The 22160-nt window shown below is 63.6% G+C and carries 15 protein-coding genes and 1 tRNA gene; 7 read left to right on the forward strand and 9 right to left on the reverse strand.

The annotated features are described in order from the left end of the window. Positions 1-6 precede the first annotated feature (6 nt). Positions 7-903: an ROK family protein gene (locus M728_RS14455; protein ID WP_026619981.1), complete on the reverse strand. Its 897-nt coding sequence runs from the start codon at positions 901-903 to the stop codon at positions 7-9. Positions 904-1098: 195 nt separating this feature from the next. Between M728_RS14455 and M728_RS14460 the strand changes: the two genes are divergently transcribed. After that, positions 1099-1175: transfer RNA gene (locus M728_RS14460), tRNA-Arg, on the forward strand. Positions 1176-1188: 13 nt separating this feature from the next. Here the strand turns inward: M728_RS14460 and M728_RS14465 are convergent. Continuing rightward, positions 1189-1911, reverse strand: coding sequence for an META domain-containing protein (locus tag M728_RS14465; protein WP_026619982.1), 723 nt, complete (start codon positions 1909-1911; stop codon positions 1189-1191). 215 nt (positions 1912-2126) lie between these two features. Between M728_RS14465 and dxr the strand changes: the two genes are divergently transcribed. After that, complete coding sequence (dxr, locus tag M728_RS14470) at positions 2127-3299, forward strand: 1-deoxy-D-xylulose-5-phosphate reductoisomerase (protein WP_026619983.1); 1173 nt, start codon at positions 2127-2129, stop codon at positions 3297-3299. Between the two features lie 22 nt (positions 3300-3321). On the opposite strand, the gene hemA is transcribed toward dxr, so the two are convergent. The 4 genes from hemA to M728_RS14490 all read right to left on the reverse strand — a co-directional run bounded on the left by hemA (position 3322) and on the right by M728_RS14490 (position 8624). Beyond that, complete coding sequence (gene hemA / locus M728_RS14475; protein WP_026619984.1) at positions 3322-4536, reverse strand: 5-aminolevulinate synthase; 1215 nt, start codon at positions 4534-4536, stop codon at positions 3322-3324. A gap of 214 nt (positions 4537-4750) precedes the next feature. Further along, positions 4751-5548 carry a xanthine dehydrogenase family protein subunit M gene (locus M728_RS14480; protein ID WP_026619985.1) on the reverse strand — a complete coding sequence of 266 codons (798 nt, stop codon included), beginning with the start codon at positions 5546-5548 and terminating at the stop codon, positions 4751-4753. A 15-nt stretch (positions 5549-5563) separates the two neighbouring features. Further along, positions 5564-7909: a xanthine dehydrogenase family protein molybdopterin-binding subunit gene (locus M728_RS14485; RefSeq protein ID WP_026619986.1), complete on the reverse strand. Its 2346-nt coding sequence runs from the start codon at positions 7907-7909 to the stop codon at positions 5564-5566. Positions 7910-8135: 226 nt separating this feature from the next. After that, complete coding sequence (locus tag M728_RS14490; protein ID WP_026619987.1) at positions 8136-8624, reverse strand: (2Fe-2S)-binding protein; 489 nt, start codon at positions 8622-8624, stop codon at positions 8136-8138. A 426-nt stretch (positions 8625-9050) separates the two neighbouring features. Here M728_RS14490 and M728_RS14495 point away from each other — a divergent pair, with 426 nt between their 5' ends. Continuing rightward, the gene (locus M728_RS14495) at positions 9051-9302 is read left to right on the forward strand and encodes a glycine zipper domain-containing protein (protein WP_026615565.1); all 252 of its coding nucleotides are present in this window, start codon (positions 9051-9053) and stop codon (positions 9300-9302) included. Positions 9303-9493: 191 nt separating this feature from the next. Here the strand turns inward: M728_RS14495 and M728_RS14500 are convergent, their stop codons facing one another. Genes M728_RS14500 through M728_RS14510 form a run of 3 tightly spaced genes read right to left on the reverse strand, consistent with a single transcriptional unit; the run spans position 9494 to position 11489 of the window. Further along, complete coding sequence (locus tag M728_RS14500) at positions 9494-10720, reverse strand: RNA polymerase sigma factor (RefSeq protein ID WP_026619988.1); 1227 nt, start codon at positions 10718-10720, stop codon at positions 9494-9496. Positions 10721-10773: 53 nt separating this feature from the next. Further along, positions 10774-11127: a YciI family protein gene (locus tag M728_RS14505; RefSeq protein ID WP_026619989.1), complete on the reverse strand. Its 354-nt coding sequence runs from the start codon at positions 11125-11127 to the stop codon at positions 10774-10776. An 11-nt stretch (positions 11128-11138) separates the two neighbouring features. Beyond that, positions 11139-11489 carry a YciI family protein gene (locus M728_RS14510; RefSeq protein ID WP_026619990.1) on the reverse strand — a complete coding sequence of 117 codons (351 nt, stop codon included), beginning with the start codon at positions 11487-11489 and terminating at the stop codon, positions 11139-11141. 156 nt (positions 11490-11645) lie between these two features. Here M728_RS14510 and M728_RS14515 point away from each other — a divergent pair, with 156 nt between their 5' ends. From M728_RS14515 to M728_RS14530, 4 genes are all read left to right on the forward strand, one after another. Beyond that, a complete protein-coding gene (locus M728_RS14515) occupies positions 11646-11858 on the forward strand; it encodes a hypothetical protein (RefSeq protein WP_026619991.1) in 213 nt (70 codons plus the stop codon). Between the two features lie 256 nt (positions 11859-12114). Continuing rightward, positions 12115-14028, forward strand: a complete 1914-nt coding sequence (locus tag M728_RS14520; protein ID WP_026619992.1) for an autotransporter assembly complex family protein — start codon at positions 12115-12117, stop codon at positions 14026-14028. A gap of 103 nt (positions 14029-14131) precedes the next feature. Then, positions 14132-21181, forward strand: coding sequence for a translocation/assembly module TamB domain-containing protein (locus tag M728_RS14525; protein WP_084044384.1), 7050 nt, complete (start codon positions 14132-14134; stop codon positions 21179-21181). A 131-nt stretch (positions 21182-21312) separates the two neighbouring features. Then, positions 21313-22098, forward strand: coding sequence for an APH(3')-II family aminoglycoside O-phosphotransferase (locus tag M728_RS14530; RefSeq protein WP_026619993.1), 786 nt, complete (start codon positions 21313-21315; stop codon positions 22096-22098). Positions 22099-22160: the final 62 nt, after the last annotated feature.

Here is a 22160-nt window from a genome sequence, read left to right on the forward strand (position 1 = left end):
CCTGGACTATTCCTTCCAAAGCCAGGCGGCGCCGCGCACGCCGGAGCTGTCGCCATGCACCGCCTTGCGAATTGGTGTCTCGAAACTGTCGCCGAACAGGTATTTCGTGATGAGCGCCGGCAATTCGCCGTAGATCTCGTCGACATTGGACATGCCTCCGCCGAGCACGAAAACGTCCGGGTCGACCACATTGGTGAGCAGCGCCAGGCTGCGTGCCAGCCGGTCGACGAACCGCTCATAGACGCCGGTGGCGATCGGATCGCCCGCACGCTTCGCTTCGATGATATCCCGCCCGCGGCGGTTCGTGCCCGTCGTCGTCAGATAGTCGAGTTCGAGCCCGGTGCCGCAGGCATACATGTCGAGGCAGCCGAGCTTGCCACACCAGCATTTGTGGCCCGGATATTCGTCTTTCGTCATCCAGGGCAGCGGATAATGGCCGATCTCGGCGGCGACCCCCTGGTAGCCAGCATGAACCTTCTTGTCGATGGCAAGCCCACCGCCGTGCCCAGTTCCGACGATCACCCCGAAGACGACGCGCGCATCCTTGCCGGCACCGTCGACGGCTTCGGAGACCGCGAGGCAATTGGCGTCGTTGGCGAGTCGCACTTGTCTGCCAAGCGCCGCCTCCAGATCGCGACCAAGCGGCTTGCCGTTGATCAGAACCGCATTGGAATTGCGCACAATTCCGGTACGCGGATTCGGACTCCCAGGAATGCCGATGCCGATCGACCCCCGCTCGCCGGCCGTCCGTTCGGCCGAGGCCACGAGATCGACCACGGCGCGGATGCAATCGTCATAGCCGCTGGTCGGGGTTGGAACGCGATGCCGGGCGCGCGTCTCGCCATCGCGATCGAGCGCGATGACCTCCATTTTCGTGCCGCCCCAGTCAATTCCGATGAACATGTGTGGATCAGGTCTTTAGGATGGGAGCCGTTTACGAGGACAGCGGCGACGCCTCCTCCGGCGCCGCCCGGCCCTGCTTAGCATTCCCGACATCGATGATGCTAGTCCCCCACTTTGAAGCGCCCGCAAATTGGCCGCGTCAGCGGAAAAACACTTGGCGAAAGAGCCTCGCTTTTGTATGGGTCTATTCCGAGTGGTCCCGTAGCTCAGCAGGATAGAGCATCAGATTCCTAATCTGAGGGTCACGCGTTCGAATCGCGTCGGGATCACCATTTTCCTGCCGGACTAATCTTTCCTCTCGCACACCACGCCCGGATCCTCCTCGCCCCTCGTCACATCAAAGAGCGTCGCCTCCTCGCCCTTGGTCCACCAGATATAGCGGCCGCCCGCATAGCGGGCGCCCGATCCGGAAATGACACCGGAGGCGACGACGTAGGTGCCGCCGATCGAGAAGGTGACCAGCGACACCGGGCCAGCATTGATATATTCGGCTTCGACCGTCTCGCCGCCGCAGTCGTATCGGACCGTTTTTCGATCGACAGCGCTGGCATCGGGGATATGCAATACTACTTCGATACCGGCGCTCGGGGACTTCATTGAGGCGAGGCGCATGACCGGGGTGCCGTTCGATCTTACGAGCGTCAGCTTCCCGCCTTCGATCTTCCAGCCAAGTTCGGCGCCCAGCGCATTCAGGAATTTCTGCTCCTGATCCATGATCGCCGGCGCGCATATCATGCGCGTCGCCGCCACGGACCCGAAGGAAATCGTCGCATCCGAGAGGCTGAACGTGCCGGTGAAATTGTTGCAGCCAGCCATGCCGCCATAGGTGCCGTCCTCGCGGATCTCGAGCGTCGTCCGGAGATCGTCGATCACCCCCCTGCCGCCAATGTCTTCGGCGAGCCATGAGCCAACGAGCTCCTCCGGCACGTTTTCAGCGGCGACCGTCTGCATCGAGGCGAGCTCGACCAGGACGCAGGCGCAGGAAGCGGCAATCAGAGCCTTGAGCATCGGCAACTCCTGGACTAATCGGCGCGTTCCGCCGCCAATGCCGATGCTAATAAGTCACGATGTCCAAGGCGAGAAGAAAACACCCCGCATGGCCCTCATTCAACAATGGTGAAAACATGCGATGGAAAGACGGGCCATTCCGCGCTTGTTGCGCGCGGCTTTCGGCTGTAGAGCCTATCTAAATCGTTCAAACGAGAAAAATACGGGATTTGGCAATGGCATCCGGCGACGAAGGCAAGCGCCGCCTGACGATACTGGGTTCCACCGGGTCGATCGGGACCAATACGCTCGACGTCGTCGAGCGGCTCGGCGGGCGCGACCGATTTGAAATCGCCGCTCTGACGGGAAACGGCAACATCCCGTTGCTCGCCGAGCAGGCACGCCGCATCGGCGCGGAGCTCGCGGTGACCGCCGATGAACATCGCTACGGCGAACTCAAGGATGCGCTCGGCGGCAGCGGCATCGAGGTTGCCGCCGGGAGAAGCGGCCTGATCGAGGCGGCCGAACGGGATGCCGGCTGGGTGATGGCGGCAATCGTCGGCAATGCGGGGCTCGGCCCCACACTTGCAGCCGCCCGCCGCGGCGCCGATATCGCGCTTGCCAACAAGGAATGCCTCGTCTCTGCCGGCAGCCTCTTCCTCGAGACTGTCAAACGAGGCGGCGGCCGGTTGCTTCCCGTCGACAGCGAGCATAACGCGATCTTCCAGGTGCTGGAAAACGATCAGCGCCATGCGGTCGAGCGGATCATCCTGACGGCCTCGGGCGGCCCGTTCCGCACCAAATCGCTGGACGAGATGCGGCATGTGACGGCCGACATCGCCCGCGCCCACCCCAACTGGTCGATGGGCCTCAAAATCTCGATCGACAGTGCCTCGATGTTCAACAAGGCGCTGGAGATGATCGAGGCACGGCATCTCTTCGGCCTCGAGCCTAGCCAGATCGAAGTGATCGTCCATCCGCAATCGGTGATCCATTCGATGGTCGGCTACACCGATGGCTCGGTGCTCGCCCAGCTAGGCTGCCCCGATATGCGCACGGCGATCGGCTATGCGCTTTCCTATCCGAAGCGTTGCGAGCTGCCGGTCGAGCGGCTCGATTTCGCCAAGCTTGCGCGGCTCGATTTCGAAGCGCCGGACGAACTCCGCTTTCCGGCGCTGAAACTCGCGCGCCGCGCAATGGAAGCCGGCGGCGTCCAGGGTGCGGTGTTGAACGGCGCCAAGGAGACCGCGCTGGAAGCCTTCATCAAGGGCCGGGTCGGCTTCCTGGCGATGGCGGAGATCGTCGAAAAGGTGATGGACAGGCTCGCCGACCTGCCGGCGGCCGGTAGCATGGACGACGTGTTTGCGGCGGACGAAAAAGCCCGGCGGGCGGCCGCCGGGCTGATCTAGCAGAGCATCGGTCGGCCGAAACTTACGCGACCGCTCTCGCCAACGCGCAACGCGACCAGAGCGAATGGAGCGCGCCGACCAGATGGTCGATGTCGGCGTCCGAATGCATCGGCGTCGGCGTGATGCGCAGGCGCTCGGTCTTCTTCGGCACCGTCGGATAATTGATCGGCTGGACATAGACGCCGAAATTGTCGAGCAGGAGGTCGGAAAGCCACTTGCACTTGGCCGCGTCACCGACCATCACCGGTACGATATGGCTCGGATTGACCATGTGCGGAATGCCGCGCTGATCGAGCAGAGAGCGCAGGCGCCGCACCCGCTCCTGGTGCGCGAAGCGTTCGACCTGGCTTTTCTTCAGGTGCCGGATCGAAGCCAGCGCACCGGCGGCGAGCGCCGGCGGCAGCGCGGTCGTGAAGATGAATCCCGAGGCGAAGGAGCGGATGAAATCGCAAAGCGCCGCCGAGCCGGTGATATAGCCGCCCATAACACCGAAGGCCTTGCCGAGCGTACCCTCGATCACCGTCAGACGGTGCATAAGCCCTTCGCGCTCGGCAATGCCGCCGCCGCGCGGGCCGTACATGCCGACCGCATGCACCTCGTCGAGATAGGTCATCGCGCCGTATTTGTCGGCGAGATCGCAGAACTCCTTGATCGGCGCGATGTCGCCATCCATCGAATAGACGGACTCGAAAGCGATGATTTTCGGCGCTCGCGGATCGGCAGCCGCAAGCTTCGCCTCCAAGTCGGCCACCGAATTGTGTTTGAAGATGACACGCTCGCATTTCGAATGACGGATGCCCTCGATCATCGAAGCGTGATTCCCGGCATCCGAGAAGACGATGACGCCGGGAATCTTCGAACAGAGCGTTCCGAGCGCGGCCCAGTTGGAGACGTAGCCGGAGGTAAACAGAAGCGCCGATTCCTTGCCGTGCAGGTCGGCAAGCTCGCGCTCGAGCAGAACGTGGTAGTGATTGGTGCCGGAGATGTTGCGGGTTCCGCCGGCACCGGCGCCGCATTCGTCGATCGCCCGCTTCATCGCTTCGGTGACGATCGGAGACTGGCCCATTCCGAGATAGTCGTTCGAGCACCAGACGGTGACTTCTTGGGTGCCTTCAGCGGTGTAGCGCGTCGCCTTCGGGAAATCACCGCGGTGACGGGCGAGCTCGGCGAAAACCCGGTAGCGGCCTTCCTGATGCAGCCCGTCCAGCTCGTTCTTGAAGAAACTCTCGAAATCCATCATCAACTCCAGTGCCTTGCCGCCTTGTTCCTTCAAAGCGATCCGGGGGTCAACCCCGCAAAGACGCCGACGCCTGCGGCAAAAGGCCCCTTACTTTTGAACTATTCCAAAACAGCTAGCGCAACTCAATCCCTTCAACTTTGATCGAAGTCAAGCAATTGTGACAAAGGGCGGCCGCGGCCGCCCCCTTTTCAATACTTAAGTAGCCTCCTCTTCAGGCCGCGGCCACCGCGCGTTTCGTCATCACTTTGACGAGGTTGGCGCGATAGGCAGCACTCGCATGCAGATCAGAGAGCAGATCGGCAGCCTCGATCGTGACGTTTGCGACGGCATCCGGGGCCCAATTGGCGGAAAGCGCCGCCTCAAGACCCGGGTGGCGGAAGACGCCGTCCGAGCCGGCCCCGGTCACGGCGACCCGAACATCGCCATTGTCACGGCTGACGACGAAAACGCCGGTCATGGCGTAGCGCGAGGCGGGGTTGGGAAACTTCTGGTAGGCCGCCCTGGCCGGCGCCTCGAAGCGGACCGCTGTGATGATCTCGCCCTCCTCGAGCGCCGTTTCGAACAGTCCGATGAAGAAGTCGCCGGCGCTGATCTCGCGCCGGTCGGTGACGATCACCGCGTCGAGCGCGAGCATCGCCGCCGGATAGTCGGCCGCCGGATCGTTGTTGGCGATGGAGCCGCCGAGCGTGCCCATGTGGCGAACATGCGGGTCGCCGATATGAGCGGCGAGCCTGCAAATGGCCGGACAGACGGCCGCGAGCGCGGCAGAGGTTGCAACCTCCTCATGCGTACTCCCAGCACCGATCCTGACCGACCGGCCATCGACCGTGATACCCTTCATCTCCGCGATGTGCCTGAGATCGACGAGATCGCTCGGCGCCGCCAGCCGCTGCTTCATGGTGGGAATGAGCGTCATGCCGCCGGAGAGATATTTGCCCTCCTCCGCCGCCGCCATCATGTTCACCGCCTCGTCGATCGACGAGGCCCTATGATAGTTGGTGTCGTACATCTCTCGTCCTCCCGATCAATGGGCGGCATGCGCCGCGGCCCAGACCTTCTGCGGCGTCGCGGGCATCGTGACCTCGTTGTTACCGATCGCGTCGGTGATCGCATTGATCAGCGCCGGCGGCGAACCGATCGCTCCCGCCTCGCCGCAACCCTTGACGCCGAGTGGGTTGCCCGGACAGGGCGTGTTCGAGGTGGTCACCGTGAAGGACGGCAGGTCGTCCGCGCGCGGCATGGCATAATCCATGTAGCTCGCTGTCAGCAGTTGACCGCTGTCATCATAATGGACCCCCTCGAGCAGCGCCTGGCCAATGCCCTGTGCCAAGCCGCCATGCACCTGGCCCTCGACGATCATCGGGTTGATGATGTTGCCGAAATCGTCCGCCGCCACGAACTGGACGATCTTCGTCTGGCCGGTTTCCGGATCGACCTCCACCTCGCAGATGTGGCAGCCGGCCGGGAAGGTGAAGTTGCTCGGATCGTAGAAGGCGCTTTCCTTGAGCCCCGGTTCCATGCCGGAAGGCAGATTGTGCGCGGTGTAGGAGGCAAGCGCCACCTGGGACCAGGGCACCGACTTGTCGGTGCCGGCGACCTTGAGCGCACCGTCTTCGATGACGACGTCGCGCTCGTCGGCCTCCATCAAGTGGGCCGCTACCTTCTTCGCCTTGGCTTCGACCTTGTCGAGCGCCTTGGCGAGCGCCGACATGCCAACGGCGCCGGAGCGCGAACCATAGGTGCCCATGCCCATCTGTACCTTGTCCGTGTCGCCATGGACGATGTTGACACTGTCGATCGGCACGCCGAAGCGCTCCGCGACGAGCTGGGCGAAGGTGGTTTCATGCCCCTGGCCATGGCTGTGCGATCCGGTCATCACCTCAATCGTGCCGACCGCATTCACCCTGACCTCGGCCGATTCCCACAGGCCGACGCCGGCGCCGAGCGAACCGACCGCGGCCGAAGGCGCGAGCCCGCAGGCCTCGATATAGCAACTCATGCCGATGCCGCGCTTCATCCCGCGCCGCTCCGCCTCGGCCCTTCGCGCCGCAAAGCCGTTCCAGTCGGCGGCCTCCATCGCCGCGTTGAGCGAGGCTTCGTAGTCGCCGGCGTCGTAATTCATGATCACCGGCGTCTGATGCGGGAAGGTGCGGATGAAATTGACACGCCTGAGTTCGCCCGGCGGAAGGCCGAGTTCGCGCGCCGCCGTCTCGATTGTCCGCTCCAGGACATAGGTCGCCTCGGGGCGCCCGGCGCCGCGATAGGCATCGACCGGAGCGGTATTGGTGTAGACGGTACGAACATTGGCGTGGATCGCCGGGATCGCGTACTGCCCCGAGAGAAGCGTCGCATAGAGATAAGTCGGCACGCATGAGGAGAAAAGCGACATATAGGCGCCGAGATTGGCGATCGTGTCTACCTTTAGCGCGGTGATCCGGTTGTTGCCGTCGAAGGCCATCTTGACCGTCGATACATGATCGCGGCCATGCGCATCGGTCAGGAAGGCTTCGGTGCGGTCTGCGGTCCATTTCACCGGCACGCCGGTGCGTTTCGAGGCCCAGAGGCAGACGATCTCCTCCGGATAGATATAGATCTTGGAGCCGAAGCCGCCGCCGACATCCGGGGCGATCACCCGCAGTTTGTTCTCCGGCGCGACATTGTAGAAGGCGCTCATCACCAGCCGCGCCAGATGCGGATTCTGGCTGGTGGTGTAGCAGGTATAGTGATCGTCGCCGGCATCGTAGATCCCGAGCGTGGCGCGCGGTTCGATGGCGTTCGGCGACAGGCGGTTGTTGACGATCTTCATCTCGGTCACATGCGCCGCCGCGGCGATCGCCCGGTCGACCGCTGCCGCATCGCCGAGCTCCCAATCGAAGATCAGGTTGTTCGGCGCCTCGGGATGGATCTGCGGCTGGCCGCCGCCAAGCGCCTCCACCGGATCGGTGACCACCGGCAAGGGCTCGTAGTCGACCACCACCGCTTCCGCCGCGTCCCGCGCTTCGGCAACGCTGTCGGCGACGACGATCGCAACCGCATCACCCACATAGCGCACCGTCTTGTCGGCGAGTGGGCGCCAGGCACCCATCTTCATCGGCGAGCCGTCCTTCGAATGGATCATCCAGCCGCAGATCAGATTGCCGATTCCGTCGGCCAGCAATTGCTTGCCGTCGAGCACGTCGATAACGCCCGGCATGGTCTTCGCAGCCGTCGCATCGATGCTTTTGATGGTCGCATGCGCGTGGGGACTGCGCACGAAGACCGCGAATTTCATGCCCGGAACGCTCATATCGTCCGTGTAGCGCCCCTTGCCGGTCAGGAAGCGCCTGTCTTCCTTGCGCGCCACCCGCGCGCCGATTCCGTCAACGCCCATTGCCTATCTCCTCCCGAGACATTCAGCGAAGTCCTGCGATGAATTTGCGTCCGAGCGGGGCGAGGAAAACTGCTCGCGATTTTCTGCCCGGATCCCGCTCTCGCTTAAAGCGCGTCGCGTTCACTCGAATTCATGCGACGCGCTTTAAGCCCTTGTTTTTGCGCATGTCGTTGTCCCAAAACCGCTGCACACTTTTGGGCGACATGCATCAGAATCCCGCTTTCCGTCATTCCGCCGCGTGGCGGACGCCGCCCATCTCGGCCGCGGCGGCCAGAATCGCCTGGACGATGTTGTGATAACCGGTGCAGCGACAGATATTGCCCTCGAGCTCGGCGCGCACGGTCGCGTCGTCGAGATTGCTGCCGTGACGGCGGATCATGTCGATCGCGGTCATGACCATGCCAGGGGTGCAGAAGCCGCATTGCAGCCCATGATACGCCTTGAAGGCCGCCTGGACCGGGTGAAGCTCGCCGTTGGCCGAAAGCCCCTCAATGGTCGTGATCGACGACCCCGCCGCCTGGACGGCGAGGATGGAGCAGCTTTTCACCGACTGGCCGTCCATATGGACGACACAGGCGCCGCACTGGGTCGTGTCGCAGCCGACATGCGTACCGGTCAGACCAAGATTTTCGCGGATAAAGTGCACCAGCAGCGTGCGGTCATCGCACATGCCGCTCACCTGGCGGCCGTTGACCGTCATTGTTATTTTCGCCATTTCGCTCCTCCGGGGTCGGTCAGTGCCGTTTCGAGCGCGGCTTCAAGTCGGGTGATATGTTCACGCGACTGGAAGTACGCGTCACTGATATCAATGCCCACTGCCAGCGGCCCGCTCCTCCCGGACCGATTGGCGACGTTGTATCATTTGTTTTTTTTCCGAATGTCGCAACCGTTTCGGCTGCCGAATGGCAAAAAAATCCGGGGCCGTCAGTAACCGCGGCGACAGCGCCTTCATCTTCTGTTCAGGAAGGATCGCATTATCTTGCGGCGGGAATGATTTGCCCCTCCCGTGGACTTTCCATGGCGGCAGGGTATCTTCCGGATTGCAAGTTCAAGTGGAGAGCGCCGGTACCGTCGCCCTTCATTCACTCAAAGAACGGACGAGGCAAACAGGCTGAAGTCCGTTGAAATCGGAGAGGACAATATGAAGAAAGCCATAGCACTTGTGCTGGTCGCTCTGTCGGTCGCAAGCTGCACGCAGACGGAAAAGGGTGCCGGCATCGGCGCTGCATCGGGCGCGATCATCGGCGGCGCCATCACGAACGACGTTCGCGGCGCGGCCATCGGCGGGGCCATCGGCGGTGTTTCCGGCGCGCTGATCGGCCGTGCCACCGAGCAGCCGGGCCAGTGCTACTACCGCGATCGCTACGGCCGTCGCTACATCGACGCCTGCTGATTGCTGCGGCAGTTCGCGAACATCGGCCCCGGAGCGATCCGGGGCTTTTTTTGTTATTCTGCGACTGCCGCCGCGCCTTCTACAGCGCCGTGCGTCTTTTCAGACCACAAAGGACGCTGTAGCACTTTGAATGCTGCATGTTTTTGTCCTTAAATCGGCTGCGATTTAGGGAACATGCAGTAGGCTCCGTGTCACTCGGGAAGCTCGGCGATCCTCTTGCGGATAAATACCTTTTCCGGTTGCTGGCGGCAAAGTTCGAGCGCCTTTTCATAGGCGAGGCGGGCATCGGCGAAGCGCTTGAGCTGGCGCAGGAAGTCGGCGCGGGCCGCATGCGCCAGATGGTAATCCCGCAGTCCTCCCCTGGAGAGGATCGCATCTACGATCGCAAGACCGGCCGCAGGTCCCTCGCACATGGCAACGGCCACCGCCCTGTTCAGTTCAATGATTGGCGAGGGGCGGGCGACGAGAAGCAAATTGTAGAGTCCGACGATGCGGTGCCAATCGGTTTCCTCCGCCTTTCTCTTCCGGACATGTTCGGCGGCGATTGCCGCCTGCAGGGCGTAGTAGCCGACCGCGCTGCCCTCCGTCGCGGCATCGATCAGGGCCAGTCCCTCCCTTATCATCTCAGGGTCCCACAGCGAGCGGTCCTGATCGGCAAGCAGGATGATCTCGCCCGTCCCGCTCCGCCTCGCCGCACGCCGCGAGTCCTGCAGCAGCATCAACGCAAGCAGCCCTGAAACCTCGGGGTCCGGCAGAAGGGCGAGCAATGTCCGGCAGAGCCGAATAGCTTCCGCCGTCAAATCCGTCCTGACGATGTCCGTTCCGGAGGAAGCCGAGTAGCCCTCGTTGAAGACCAGATAGATCACGTGTAGTACCCGCTGCAGGCGATCCGGCAACTGGTCCCTGTCCGGCACCTCGTAGGGAATTCCGGCAGAGCGGATGCGGTTCTTGGCGCGCACGATCCGCTGCGCGACCGTCGGCGCGGGAATGAGGAAAGCGTGAGCGATCTCCTCTGTCGTCAGCCCGCATATTTCCCTCAGTGACATGGCGATCTGCGCATCCGCCGGAATGAGGGGATGACAGCAGGTGAAGATCAGGCGGAGCACATCGTCTTCTATGAGATCCATATCGCCGATCTCCGCTTCTTTGGCCGGGTAGAGGCTGTCTTCGATATCCTTCAGCGACGCGTCGAAGCGCGACCGCCTTCTCAGCTGGTCGATGGTACGGAAGCGTCCCGTCGACACCAGCCAGGCCATGGGGTTCTCCGGAACCCCGTCCCTTGGCCACTTCCGCGCCGCTTCGGCGAAGGCCTCGTGCAGCGCCTCCTCCGCCCGGTCGAAATCGCCGAGCAGGCGGATGAGCGTTGCAAGCACCCTGCGCGAATGAGAGCGGTAGATGTCGTCGATCAGCTTCTGCAAGACGTCACCTCAGCCGTGTCGGCATGCCTTCCACCTCCGATGACACGCGGATATCACTGCTCGTTGATCGAATAGGCCGGGCGCACCTCTATGGCAGCGAGCCTGCCGAGCGGCGAACGACTTGCAATGCGAAGCGCCTCGTCCATGTCCGCGGCTTCGATGAGGATGATACCGCCAAGGTGCTCCTTGATCTCGGCGAAGGGTCCGTCGGTGACCGAAATTTTTCCGTCGCTCATGCGGACTGTCTTTGCCGTTGCCGGCGGCCGAAGGGCCTGGGCGAGCAGCAGATGGCCGCTTTTGGTGAGGCCTTCGTCATAGGCAATGCAGTCTTTCGTGAGCTTTTCCCCTTCTTCCTTCGACAGTTCCTTCCCGCTCGTTTCAAACCAGAATTGGCAGAGATAATGCATAGGTTCCTCCTTCAACCGAAACTGTGAACCGGCCGCACCTCTATGCTGCCGAGCTTGGTGAGCGGAATCCCAGCCGCAACGCGGATCGCCTCGTTCAGGTCCCTTGCCTTGATGAGGATGAAGCCGCCGATGTATTCCTTGGCTTCGGCGAAGGGGCCGTCCGTCACGGAAGTCTCGGAGTGGCGCACGCGCACGACCACGGAGTTCGAAGGCGACTGCAGCGCTTCCGCAGCAATCATGTGTCCGCTTCTGACCAGTTCCTGGTCATAACTCAACGAGTCGCGATCGAGTTGTTCCCTCTCCTCATTGGACAACGCCTCGAACTTCCCTTCCTCGCACCAGACCAGACAGAGATACTTCATGATGAGTGTGCTCCTGTGTTTCGATGCTCGGTTGACGAACAGAAGAAGCACATTTCGACAGGGGCGAGAAATTTTTTCGGAATTTTCGTGCCGCCTGTCGAACTTGGTGAGCCGTGTTCGACCAAAGGCCGTCATTGCAGATAGGGAGTGACGGTCATGAATATTGCTGATGTCGTCCTAGCAAAGCAGGCTTTTGCCCGCTGCCATGACAAATGGCAGAAGTTCGATCCGATGGAGATCCGCCGGCTGCTGCTGCGGCTTTGCATCTTCCTGCCGATCCTGGCGGCGACCATCGGTTCCCTTGAAATCGCTGGCTCCAGGAACTTTGCGGTTGCTCGATCCGATACCACTTACGCGTTGGTCCGCTGACCTTCCTGCGTCGTTCAAAAGCCTCTTGGCAGGTTCGCTGCGGTCTCGCAAGCCGCGGAACAGCACGGCACTTTTGTGCCTGTCACACAACATAAAGAGTCCTTTTTGCCGAAAATCGTCGCCGAATCTCGCTTTCCAGGGTGGAACGGAAGGGCCTTCACCGTTAACAGATGGAAAACCATGCCCTGCTATGGTGGCCGATGCCGCATATGCAGGCAGTAAGTAAAGAGTCGCCTGGAACGGGATGCGGGGAGGAATGTCTCCACCACGATGGAGTATCGCGCATTGGAAGGCTGCGACGGTATTTGCCCTTGCGGCCTCGACGGCGCTCGGTCCGATTGCTGCGGATAATGCGCATGCGATCAGGATCTTCGGCATGCGCTTGTTCGAAGGTCCCGAGGAGGAGGTGCAGGTCATTGATCCGGTTCGCTATGCGCTCACCTTCGACCCGGGCACCGACGACGAGGAGCTTCGCGAGGCGCTCGAAAACGGGTCGCAGCTCTTTCAGGATCAGGAGGAGCCTGTTTCCGGCGATCTCGGCCTCGCCATCAAGGCGCGCGACGACCGCGACCGCCTTCTCGCGGTCCTCTATGAGAGGGCACGCTACGGCGGCACGGTCAGCGTCCTCATCAACGGGCAGGACATCGACAGCCTGCCGCCCGATCCATCCTTCCCGGACGGCCAGGCCGTACCGGTGACGGTTCGCGTCATGCCAGGCCCGGTGTTCACGCTTGGCTCGGTGAAGTTCGAAGGCGATGCCGCCGGGCTCAACCCGGCGACTTATGAACTCAGGCGCGGCGCCCGTGCCGATTCGACGCTGATCATCAAGGCGGGCGAGCGGATCGTGAACGACCTGAAAGAGCAAAGCCGGCCGCTGGCGAAACTCACGGAGCGCAGCGTCGTCGCCGACCACGCCACCTCGACGGTCGACGTGACGATCAGCGCCGATGCTGGGCCGGTCGCACCCGTCGGCGACCTTACCGTCACGGGCACCAGGACCGTCGATCCCGATTTCGTCCGGGACTATTCCCGGCTTAACCACGGCCGCCCCTATTCGCCGGAAAACATCCGCAAGGCCGCCGAGCGCCTGCGTCAGTTGAACGTCTTCTCGAGCGTCACCATCAACGAAGCCGACACGCTCGCCCCCGACGGCACGATCCCGATGAACATCCAGGTGTCCGAAGGCAAGCACCGCTATTTCGGCTTCGGCGGCCAGGTCTCGACGACCGAAGGTCTCGGCGTGCAGGGCTATTGGGGCCACCGCAATCTCTTCGGCCGCGCCGAGTCGCTCCGAATCGAAGGTTCGGTCGACCGCATCGGCGAGACCACGGACGTCGGCAGCCTCGACTATTCGGCCGGCATCCTGTTTGCGAAACCCGGGGCCTTCGGACCGGCGTCGACCTTCACCGCCAGTGTCAAGGCAAGCCTCCTCGACCCGGACGCTTATAGTGCCAAGACCATTACCGCGGCGGTGGGCGCGAGCTTCGAGCTTTCGCCGACGGACACGATTTCGGCCGGCGCCGAACTCGGCTGGGCGGATATCGATGATGCCTTCGGCTCGAACTCCTATGTCACCGCCGCCCTACCGTTCGAATATGTCCGCGACACACGCGACGACAAGCTGAATGCGACGGAGGGTTACCGGGCGCTGATCAACGCCAAGCCGAGCTACGAATTCGAGGGGCAGACCTTCTTCAGTTCGTTCGAAGCGTCCGCATCGGGCTATTATGCATTGGGAGCCGAAAAGCGCTTCGTGCTTGCCGGAAAGCTCGGCGCCGGCGTACTCGTCGGCGGTGACGAACTGTCGGACATACCGGCGACGAGACGCTTCTTTCTCGGCGGCGGTGGCACGGTCCGCGGCTACTCCTTCCAGGAGATCAGCCCGCGCGACGCCGACAACGACCTGACCGGCGGCCGCTCCTATGTGAACGGCACCCTCGAAGCCCGCATCGCGGTCACCGACACGATCGGCATCGTGCCCTTCATCGATGCCGGCAGCGTTTCGGACAGCACGACACCCGATTTCTCGGATATCCGCGCCGGTGCCGGCATCGGCCTGCGCTATGCAACGCCCTTTGGACCGATTCGGCTCGACTTCGCCGTGCCGCTCAACAAATACCCGGGAGGCACCGACTACGGCATCTATGCCGGCATCGGCCAGTCCTTCTGATCAAGCCCGCGACGCCGTGGTAGAATAGATGAAGCCGGCCTCGGGGTGATCCGTTTCCGTCCTGACGATTCCGGAGCGGCGCAACATGGTCTATGGATAGGACATGAATCAGGTCATCGGCACTCTTCGATCCGCGCTGCGCTATTTCTTCGCCGTTCTCGGCACCGTGCTGGTCGCGCTGCTCTTGCTTGTCGCGTTCCTCGGCTTCACCGTGCCCGGAGCGCGTGTCGTCGCCTGGGCTATCGAGAAATATGCCGGGACTCCCGATCAGATCGTCCGCATCCAGGATCCGGGGCCCCTGCTGACCGGCGACTTCACCGCCGGAACCGTCACTCTCTTCGACGGCGAAGGAATTTATGCGGAGGTCCGCGACCTTTCGGTGGATTGGTCGCCGGCGGAGCTCCTTTCGCTGCGCTTCGACGCCAGCAAGGTTTCGGCAGGTTCGATCCGTGTAGAGCGGCTGCCCATTCCCTCGACAGAAACAAAGGAAGTGCGCTCCACCTTCGCGCTCCCAGTCGACGTCAAGATCGATGCCTTCGATCTCAGCGAGATCATGATCGGCAAACAGATCGCCGGGCAGGATCACTTTTTGACAGCGAAGGGCAAGGTCGACGCCACGAACTCCGGCATCGCGCTCGCCCTCGATGCCGCCGAACGCGATCGGCCGGACGCGCGCGCCGTCGCCGATCTCGTCTTCAATCCGGCCGGCAACCAGTTGAAACTCGAGGCGCGAGTCTCCGAACCGACGGGCGGACTTCTGGCGAAGCTCTTGCGCCTGCCCGGCGAGCCCGCAGTCAACATAACGCTATCGGGTGACGGCCCGCTTTCCGACTGGACGGGGTCGGGCACGGCCTCGCTCGACGGCAGCGAGATCCTGAGGCTCGATGGACGGCATGTATTGGCGCAGGACGGCATGCACAATCTCGCCGTTTCTGGCGGCGGCGCCCTTGCAGCCCTGATGCCAGCCGCTTTCAAGCCGCTTTTCGAGGGAACGACCAGCATCGATCTCACCGCCGCCTTCGACGGCAAGAGCAGGATCCGGATCGACACCGGCAAGCTTTCGACCGGCGCCCTGACGCTCGATGCCTCCGGCACCGTCGACAGCCGCGGCGAAAACAACCTCCAGGCAAGCGTCACGGGCACGAGTGGCCCGATCGATTTCCGCTGGCCGCTGAAGGACGGCGAAGTTCAGGCGCGGATCGACACCGCCAACCTGTCGCTGATCGGTGATGGGCAGTCGGCGATTCTCGACATAGCCGCCGACGTACCCTCGGTTTCACTGCCCCAGGGGAACCTCACCGCCATTCGGCTCTCGGCTGAAAGCGACTCCTTCAATCTGGAAACGCGGTCCGGACCACTGAAGACCACCGTGGACATAGGAGAGACCCGGTTTGCGAGCGCCGACCTTCAGCGGGCAATACGAGCTCCGATGAAGCTCGACGGCACGATGACCGTCGCGCCGGACGACATTCGTTTCGATCCGCTGACCATCGAGAGCGCCAGCATTGGTGGCTCGATCACCGGCAATCTTGATCGCACCGACGCATCGCTCGAGGCGGCGTTCAAGCTCTTCGCCGTTCCGGGCGTGCTGCCGCCCCCGCTTGCGGACAAATTCGACAAGACAATCGAGCTCTCCGGCAATGTCGCGACGGAAGAGGACGGCACCGTTCGGCTCAGCGGTCTCGACATAAAGTCGGAGACCGTCCAAGCCTCCGGCTCGCTTGCCCTCTCAGGCGAAACGCTCACCGCCGACATCCAAGGCACGATCCCGGAAATTGGAAGGTTGGTGGACGAAGCCAGGGGCGCCGTGGCTTTCCGTACGACCGCGTCCGGTCCTGTTAACAAGCTTGGCGTCAAGGCGGATATCAGCTCGAGCAGCGTGACGCTGGCAGGACGGACATTGAGCGATCTCAAGGTCAGTGCCGACGCGACCGCGACACCCGACAGCCCCGAAGCGAAGCTCACCGCCGCCGGCACGCTCAACGGGCAGGCGATCGACATGCGCGCCGACGTCGTCTCGAAGGATGGCCGCACCTCCGTTCCCTCACTCGAAGCAAAAATCGGCGGCAATACCCTTACCGGCGCGATCGAGCTGTCGGCCGACTTCAAGCCGAACGGCCGAATCGATTTCAGCCTGCCCGATCTCGGGCTTCTCGCCGCGATGGTCGGTGAGCAGGCATCGGGTGATCTTGCCGGGACTGCGACGGTGCAGACCGCGAACGGCATCACGTCGGTTGCGATCAAGGCCAATGGCAGCGGCATTCAGCGCGGGGCACTGGCGGCTGCCAGACCGGAGATCGACATCGACATAGCCGATGTCGTCCACCCGGCCGTTCGAGGGGCGATCAGGGCCGAGAGCCTATCGCAAGGGGATAACCGCATATCGGATGTCAAACTCGCTTTCGACCAGCAGGCGGGAAGGACGAACTTTTCTGCCGATGGCCTCTATGATGGCGCGCCGCTCGCGGCAACAGGCGAGCTGACGAGCAACGCCGGGCGCACCGAACTCCGTCTTGCCTCCGCCTCCGCGGCGCCCAGACGCCTGCCGCTCGAGCTGGCCGAGCCTGCGGTTATCGCAGTCGAAAACGGTGTCGCTCGTCTCGATGGCCTCACCATACGAGCCTCGACGGGCACCGTTGCCGTCTCCGGTACGGCCGGCGATACACTTGACCTCGCGGCGAGCCTGAACGACCTCCCGGCCGTGCTGCTCAACAATTTCGCGCCGGCCCTCGGCGCGGAAGGCATCGTTGATGGTACGATCGACATCGACGGAGAAGCCAAGGCGCCGCTGGTCGAATACGGTCTCGCTTGGCGCGGCGCATCCGTGTCGTCGCTGCGATCTGCCGGCATTGCCGCGCAGGATCTGACCGCGCGGGGCACGGTCGCCGTCACAGAGACGGAGATCCGCTTCGATCCGACGGCGATCTCGAGCGCCGGCTTCCGCGGCAGCATCTCCGGCAGCCTCTCCCGTGCTGAGAGGACGGCCGCCGCGAGTTTCAGATTCGAGGCCGAGCCCGGGCTATTGCCAAGAGGGCTTGCAACAAGAATCGACACGCCCGTCGCGGTCTCGGGCAAGCTCGAGACCGGCGGCAATGGCAGCGTGAAGTTGAGCGCTCTCGAGATCAAATCGGGCACCCTCGACGCCACGGGCTCGGCTACACTTGCCGAGGGGCAACTGACGGCCGACCTCAATGGCACGATGCCGGATCTTGGCAAGCTGCTTGCCGAAGCGGAAGGCCAGGTTGACTTCCAAGCCGGCATCTCCGGACCTCTGGACGCGCTCGTCGTCAACGGGGAATTGACCTCCGGCGGCGCCATCCTTGCCGGCCGTTCACTGACGGACCTGACGGTCACCGCCGATGCGACCGTCAGACCAGGCAACCCGCAGGCAAGGCTCACCGCCACGGGCACCCTCGACGGGCAGGCGATCGACGTTCGCGCCGACGTGGTCTCGGAAGATGGGCGCATGTCCATTCCGGCGCTCGAAGCGAAAATCGGCAACAATCGCCTGACGGGCACGCTCGATCTGACGACGGACTTCAAGCCTAACGGACAGATCGATTTCACCCTGCCCGACCTCGGCCTCATCGCTGCCATGGCCGGTCAGCAGGCCTCCGGCGATCTTGCCGGTTCGGCGACGCTGCAGACGGTGAACGGCGTTACGTCGGCTGTAATCAAAGCCAATGGCAGCAGTATTCACCGTGGCGAGCTGGCAATCGCGAAACCCGAGGTCGACCTCGCGATCGCGGACGTCGCCAAACTCGCAATCAACGGGGCGATCAGGGCGGAGAGCGTCGCACAAGGGGAAAACCGCGTATCGGATGTCAACGTCGCTTTCGACCAGCAGGCGGGCGAGACCCACTTCTCCGCGAAAAGCCTCTATGACGGCGCGCCACTGACGGCGACTGGCGAACTGACGAGCAATGCCGGCCGCACCGAGATTCGCCTCGCCTCCTTCTCGGCGGCACCCAGGCGCCTGCCGCTCGAGCTCGCCGGGCCGACGGTGATCGCGATCGAGAACGGCGTTGCTCGTCTCGAGGGCCTGACCGTTCGAACCTCGACCGGCACCGTCGCCGTCTCCGGCACCGCCGGCGACCGACTTGACCTTTCGGCGAGCATAAACGGTCTGCCGGCCGCGCTGCTCAATACACTGGCGCCCACCCTTGGCGCCGAAGGCACCGTTGCCGGCATCGTCGCTATCGACGGAGAAGCGTCGGCGCCGGTGGTCGCATACGATCTTGCCTGGAGCGGCGCATCCGTGTCCTCGCTGCGATCCGCCGGCATTGCCAAGCAGGACCTGACCGCGAAGGGCACGGTCACCGTCACGGAAACGGCGATCCGGTTCGACCCGACGGCGATCGAGAGCCCCGGCTTCCGCGGCAATCTCACCGGCAGCCTCGCCCGTGCCGAGAAGACCGCGACGGCGAGCTTCGAGCTGCAGGCCGAACCGCGCGTGCTGCCGGCCGGCCTGGCAGCACGGTTCGACACCCCGGTTACCGTCTCGGGCGAGATCGAGACCGGCGGCGACGGCAGTGTCAGACTGAGCACTCTCGAGGTCCAGTCCGGGACCGTCAATGCCAGCGGTTCGGCGAGCATCGCCGAAGGCCGGGTGACGGCCAATGTCGAGGGCACGCTGCCCGCTCTCGGCAAGCTGCTTGCCGACGCGGAAGGAAAGGCTGCCTTCAGCGCCGACATCTCCGGCCCGCCGGACGCTCTCGCCGTCAAGGGAGAGTTGACCTCCAGCGGCGCAATGCTTGCCGGCCGTTCGCTGACGGACCTGACGATCACGGCCGATGCAACGGTCACGCCGGGCAGCCCGCAGGCGAAGCTCACCGCGAGCGGCGGCCTCGACGGTCAGCCGATCGACGTCAGGGCGGAGGTGGTTTCCAAGGACGGCCGCACGTCGATTCCCACCCTCGAGGCGAGGATCGGCGACAACCGGCTGACCGGCGCGCTCGACCTGGCGGCGGACCTCAAGCCGAACGGCACCATCGATTTCAACCTGCCCGATCTCGGACTGGTCGCCGCATTGGCCGGGCAGAGGGCCTCCGGCGACCTTTCCGGCTCGGCGACGGTCCGCACTGCAAACGGCATCACGTCGGTTACGCTGAAGGCGAGCGGCAGCGGCATCAAACGCGACGCGCTGACGATCGCCAGCCCGGTCGCCGACATCAGCATCGCCGACATCGCCGCTCTGGCAGTCCGAGGCAGCGTCAAGGCGGAGAGCGTCGCCCAGGGGCAAAATCGTGTCTCCAACGTCAATCTCACCTTCGAGCAGCAAGGCGGCCGAACCGGCTTCGCGGTCGATGGCCGCTATGACGGCGCCCCGTTGGCGGCGAAGGGCGACATGGTGAGCCAAGGCGGTCGCACGGAAATCCGCCTCGCCTCCTTCACGGCGGCGCCGAGGAAGCTCCCGTTGAAGCTCGCCAAGCCGACGGTCGTCGCCATCGAAAACGGCGCCGTGCGTCTCGGCGACCTGACCATTCAAGCGTCGAAAGGCGCAATCGCGGTCACCGGAACCGCGGGCAACTCGCTCGATATTTCGGCGAAGCTCAACGCGCTGCCCGCCGCATTGATCAACACCTTCGCGCCGGCGCTCGGCGCCGAAGGCGCGATCAACGGTACTGTCCAAGTGGGTGGAACCGCGGCTGCCCCGGTCGTCGACTACGATCTTAGATGGAACGCCGCGTCGGTGGCGGCGGCGCGCGGTGCCGGCGTTTCGGCGCTCGAGGTCTCGGCGAAGGGCCGATACGCCAACAACCGGGTCACCGTCGACGTCACGGTATCGGGCCCGGGCGATCTCTCCTTCCGGGGCGGCGGCCATGTCGACATCGGCGGCAATATGCCGATGTCGATGAAATTCGCCGGTGACGTGCCCTTCGGCCTTCTCGCCAATACCCTGGCGGAACAAGGCTTCACGCTCACCGGGTCGGCCAGGGTCGATCTCTCCCTTACCGGTTCGGCCAGGGCGCCGCAGATTGCCGGTACCGTGTCGACCAGCGGCGGCCGGCTCGTCGATGTACGGCGCAATCTCGCCCTGAACAATCTTGCAGCCAATATCGCGCTCGACGGAAGACAGGCGAGGATTTCGAGGCTCTCGGCCAATCTCGCGACCGGCGGATCGATCGAGGCGAGCGGGACGATCGCCATCGCCGCCGGCTCCGGCTTCCCGGCCGATCTCAGGATCCGCCTCAACAATGCCACCTATGTCGACGGCACACTGTTTACGGCAAATCTGGCCGGCGACCTGACGCTCAAAGGTCAGCTCGTCGCCACGCCCGTGCTGGGCGGCCGGGTGACGATCCGCCGGGCGGCGATCACCATTCCGGAAAGATTGCCGGCCTCGCTCTCGGCCATCGACATCGAGCATAGGAACGCCCCGCCCCAGGTGCGGCGGATGGCGAGAGATCTCAGAAGGGACACCTCGGCCGGTGCAGGGGTGGAGGCCCGCGGCGTCATCGCCTTCGATCTCGCGGTCCGTTCGCCGGGACAGTTTTTCGTGCGCGGCCGCGGCATCGATGCCGAGCTTGGCGGCGACCTGACGATTCGTGGCACGGCCGCTCAACCGGTCGTTTCCGGCGACTTCGACATGCGACGCGGACGCCTCGAAATCCTCGGCAAGCGGCTGACTTTCACGGAAGGTCATATCGGCTTCGGTGGCGACCTCATCCCGACGCTCGACCTCGACGCGACCTCGAGCGCCGGTTCGACGACGATCACCGTCAACGTCGCCGGCCCTGCCAACAATCCGACGGTGACCTTCTCCTCGTCTCCGGCGTTGCCGCAGGACGAGATCCTGGCGCGGCTCATCTTCAACCGGTCTCTCAACAACCTGTCAGCCTTCCAGATCGCCCAGCTCGCCTCCGCAGTCGGCCAGCTCGCCGGCGGCGGCTCCACCTCGCTGCTCGATGGCCTGCGCAACAAACTCGGCGTCGACGACCTGGACATCACGACTGACGAAAGCGGCGGCGCGCAACTGCGTGCCGGCAAATACCTCAACGACCGGACCTATCTCGAATTGCAGCAGGGCTCGGATTCCGCCTCCAGCAAGGCAATCATCAATCTCGATGTCGGTCGGGGCGTGAAGCTGAAGGGCGAAGCGGCCGGCGACGGCTCGGCCGCCGGCGGCATCTTCTTCGAGAGGGAATATTAGATTCCTCGCCGATATTCCCTCTCCCGCTTGCGGTGAGCAGGCTGTGACGAGGGCGATCCGCCTTGGAGTAATCGCGCCCGCCTCGGCATTCCCTACAAATCACCGAACAAGGTCCACCCGTAAGGCAAGCGATGCACGTGCAAGGCGCCGATCTGCCATCTGGTTTCCGTCTCCAGTTGTCAGGCTACAGCTTCGAAAGGGATACGCTTGGCCGCTCGGCCTCGACCGTGCTGCTGCTCGAGTCTGACAATCGGCCTCGCCTGATCCTGAAACATGAAAAGGCGGGACGGTTTTCGGAACTGAACGACGAAGCGGCGCGCCTGCAATGGCTTGCCCGACAGGGCATCCCTTGTCCGACGGTTCTCTGCAACGCGGATCACCAAGGACAGAGCTGGCTCTTGCTGCAAGCAGTCGAGGGTATCGACCTTGGGTCTTCTCCGCTGCCGCCTGCCAAGCGCATCGCGATCCTCGCCGATGGCCTCCGCCGGCTGCATCAGCTCGACCCGGCAGCCTGCCCTTTCGACCGTCGACTGAAGACGAGCATCGCTGCCGCGAGGGCGCGGATGGAGGCCGGTCTCGTCGACGAAAGCGATTTCGACGACGAGCGGAAAGGCAGGGCAGCGAGCGAGCTCTTCGACGAGCTTCTATCGCGAAGGCCGAAAGACGAGCGACTGGTCGTGACTCACGGCGACGCCTGCCTGCCCAACATCATCGCGGCAGGCGGCCGCTTCGCCGGCTTTATCGATTGCGGCCGCCTGGGCGTCGCCGATCTTCACCAGGACATTGCCTTGGCCTGCCGTAGCATCGCCTACAACTTGGGGGAGGAATGGGTATCGCCCTTCCTCGCCCAATATGGTGTTCACAGCGCCGATCCGGAGAAACTCTTCTACTATTGCCTCCTGGATGAGTTTTTCTGAAGGGGCGAAGAAGCACGAGTAATTCGGGAGGAAGACCCCTCCCCGCGAGGGCCCCACGAGGG

Origin of the sequence: Ensifer sp. WSM1721, from assembly GCF_000513895.2 — a bacterium.
Lineage (GTDB): Bacteria > Pseudomonadota > Alphaproteobacteria > Rhizobiales > Rhizobiaceae > Sinorhizobium.

Coding starts and splice junctions, on each gene's coding strand:
- M728_RS14455 (WP_026619981.1), bottom strand. CDS start 903: ATGTTCATCGGAATTGACTGGGGCGGCACGAAAATGGAGGTCATCGCG.
- M728_RS14520 (WP_026619992.1), top strand. CDS start 12,115: ATGTCTCCACCACGATGGAGTATCGCGCATTGGAAGGCTGCGACGGTA.
- M728_RS14525 (WP_084044384.1), top strand. CDS start 14,132: ATGAATCAGGTCATCGGCACTCTTCGATCCGCGCTGCGCTATTTCTTC.
- dxr (WP_026619983.1), top strand. CDS start 2,127: ATGGCATCCGGCGACGAAGGCAAGCGCCGCCTGACGATACTGGGTTCC.
- M728_RS14505 (WP_026619989.1), bottom strand. CDS start 11,127: ATGCATTATCTCTGCCAATTCTGGTTTGAAACGAGCGGGAAGGAACTG.
- M728_RS14515 (WP_026619991.1), top strand. CDS start 11,646: ATGAATATTGCTGATGTCGTCCTAGCAAAGCAGGCTTTTGCCCGCTGC.
- M728_RS14530 (WP_026619993.1), top strand. CDS start 21,313: ATGCACGTGCAAGGCGCCGATCTGCCATCTGGTTTCCGTCTCCAGTTG.
- M728_RS14465 (WP_026619982.1), bottom strand. CDS start 1,911: ATGCTCAAGGCTCTGATTGCCGCTTCCTGCGCCTGCGTCCTGGTCGAG.
- M728_RS14495 (WP_026615565.1), top strand. CDS start 9,051: ATGAAGAAAGCCATAGCACTTGTGCTGGTCGCTCTGTCGGTCGCAAGC.
- M728_RS14480 (WP_026619985.1), bottom strand. CDS start 5,548: ATGTACGACACCAACTATCATAGGGCCTCGTCGATCGACGAGGCGGTG.
- hemA (WP_026619984.1), bottom strand. CDS start 4,536: ATGGATTTCGAGAGTTTCTTCAAGAACGAGCTGGACGGGCTGCATCAG.
- M728_RS14510 (WP_026619990.1), bottom strand. CDS start 11,489: ATGAAGTATCTCTGTCTGGTCTGGTGCGAGGAAGGGAAGTTCGAGGCG.
- M728_RS14490 (WP_026619987.1), bottom strand. CDS start 8,624: ATGGCGAAAATAACAATGACGGTCAACGGCCGCCAGGTGAGCGGCATG.
- M728_RS14485 (WP_026619986.1), bottom strand. CDS start 7,909: ATGGGCGTTGACGGAATCGGCGCGCGGGTGGCGCGCAAGGAAGACAGG.